Raw genomic sequence first — 1,539 nt, 5'->3', positions numbered from 1 at the left:
TGTCAGTCTGTAGAGCGACCATAAGACCAGAACAGAGTAAATCTGTTAAGGCAGGTGCGGAACCCCGCAAGGGAAAGAAGCAGAAACCTAAATCGTGAGGTTTGGGAATCACCGTCCGTTTTACGGCGGTGAGGATGTCAATTGGGCGAACCACCCCCGACAGAGGGATTGAGTCGAACCGAAGACTAATCCCATTAAAATCGCTAGGACAAGCGGTGTAGCGGGATGGGTGCTGAGGAGCATCAAGGAGATAATAACCGTCCAAATTCCGACTAAAAGAGATAAAATCGCTCGTAATGACCAGTAGTTACTCAATAAACCGAACAGGATCGTCGAGGGAATGGAGATCAGGTTAAATAGGGCTTGCTGAATAATGGTAAAACCCTTTTAAAATAAGGCTTTTGACCTGTTAAAGTCCGATGTTAGTGCTGCGAAAATAGGATTGGGACTTTCAAAAACCTTGCATTATCCTTCTTGTGGTACATCGCTTGGTACAAAAAACAAGGGCAACAAAGCCTGAAACGACCGACTCCTGACTCCTGACTCCTACCCCCAGGAAAAACTTTTTCAGCAGACCCTAAATAAAAGTCCTAAATGCAAGATTTGAGCAACGCTTAACCCAAACTCCTGATTGAGATAGATGCCCAAAAAATTATTCAGGGTTACAATTCCATCGGAAATCAAATAAAATACGACTAAGAACTTAAAAATCTCTTGGTTTTGCCTAAAATAGCCCAGCGTATGCCAGACCTGATGGTAGGATTGGCGAATTAACCGAGAAAGGGGAATGGTGGGCGGTTGCGACTGATGAGGCAACCAAGCTAGAGCCGGGAGAGAAAGAAAGAGCAGCCATAATCCGACGATCACAAAAGCCAGTCGATACTCTAGCAATTGATCGAAGCGATGGCTTGATTGTACCAACCAAAACAACAGATAACAGGCAATTCCTCCCAGATAGCCCAACCCCGACCCCCAACTTGACAGCCGCCCGATCGCCCCCGGTGGCACCAGAGAGGGTTAAGAGAGAAAAATTTATAAGTGACACCTTCCCCAACGAAGTTTTTGACAAGTTCTGCTAGTATTACAGGACTATTCTCCTCACAGGGGGAAAATTGATAGATTTCTGGTTAGTGTATCACAAGCTCAAGAAAAGGATAGCCAAATGCTTGCAGCTACCCTGTGCCGAGGGAATAGACTGGAGACTTAGTTCTCTTGTACTTAATTTATTTGGCAATTTTCGAGCCATTGTTCTAAATCTTGTAATGACTGAAAATCTAACAAAGCTTCGCCTAAGTTTTCTAACTGTTCTAGGTCAAGATTTCGGATCTTGGGCGATAATTCAGGAGAGATGCTACCTATACGGCGATTTAATAGACGTAAAACGAGGTTAGCTTCTCCCTCTTGTCGTCCCTCTTGTCGTCCCTCTTGTCGTCCCTCTTGTAAACCTTCCGACCAGATTTCTTGATAGATAACAGATTCTTTCATGATGTCTTTCCTCAATAATCGTTGAATGATGTCTTTGTTTAATACTAACCCAGC

The 1,539-nt window shown here is 44.1% G+C and carries 3 protein-coding genes; all 3 read right to left on the bottom strand.

Translation table 11 applies throughout. From position 1 onward, the window contains the following. Positions 1-120: 120 nt before the first annotated feature. The gene (locus PX482_RS21945) at positions 121-315 is read right to left on the bottom strand and encodes a hypothetical protein (protein ID WP_288036293.1); all 195 of its coding nucleotides are present in this window, start codon (positions 313-315) and stop codon (positions 121-123) included. 252 nt (positions 316-567) lie between these two features. Continuing rightward, a complete protein-coding gene (locus PX482_RS21940; protein WP_002757702.1) occupies positions 568-1,008 on the bottom strand; it encodes an MFS transporter in 441 nt (146 codons plus the stop codon). A 210-nt stretch (positions 1,009-1,218) separates the two neighbouring features. Continuing rightward, on the bottom strand, positions 1,219-1,539 hold a 321-nt coding region (locus PX482_RS21935), incomplete at its 5' end, for a DUF4351 domain-containing protein (protein ID WP_288123009.1).

Source organism: Microcystis sp. M53602_WE12, from assembly GCF_030065455.1.
Lineage (GTDB): Bacteria > Cyanobacteriota > Cyanobacteriia > Cyanobacteriales > Microcystaceae > Microcystis > Microcystis aeruginosa.
The sequence above is the reverse complement of the archived record's forward strand: the minus strand, read 5'-3'. Positions and strand labels throughout refer to the sequence as shown.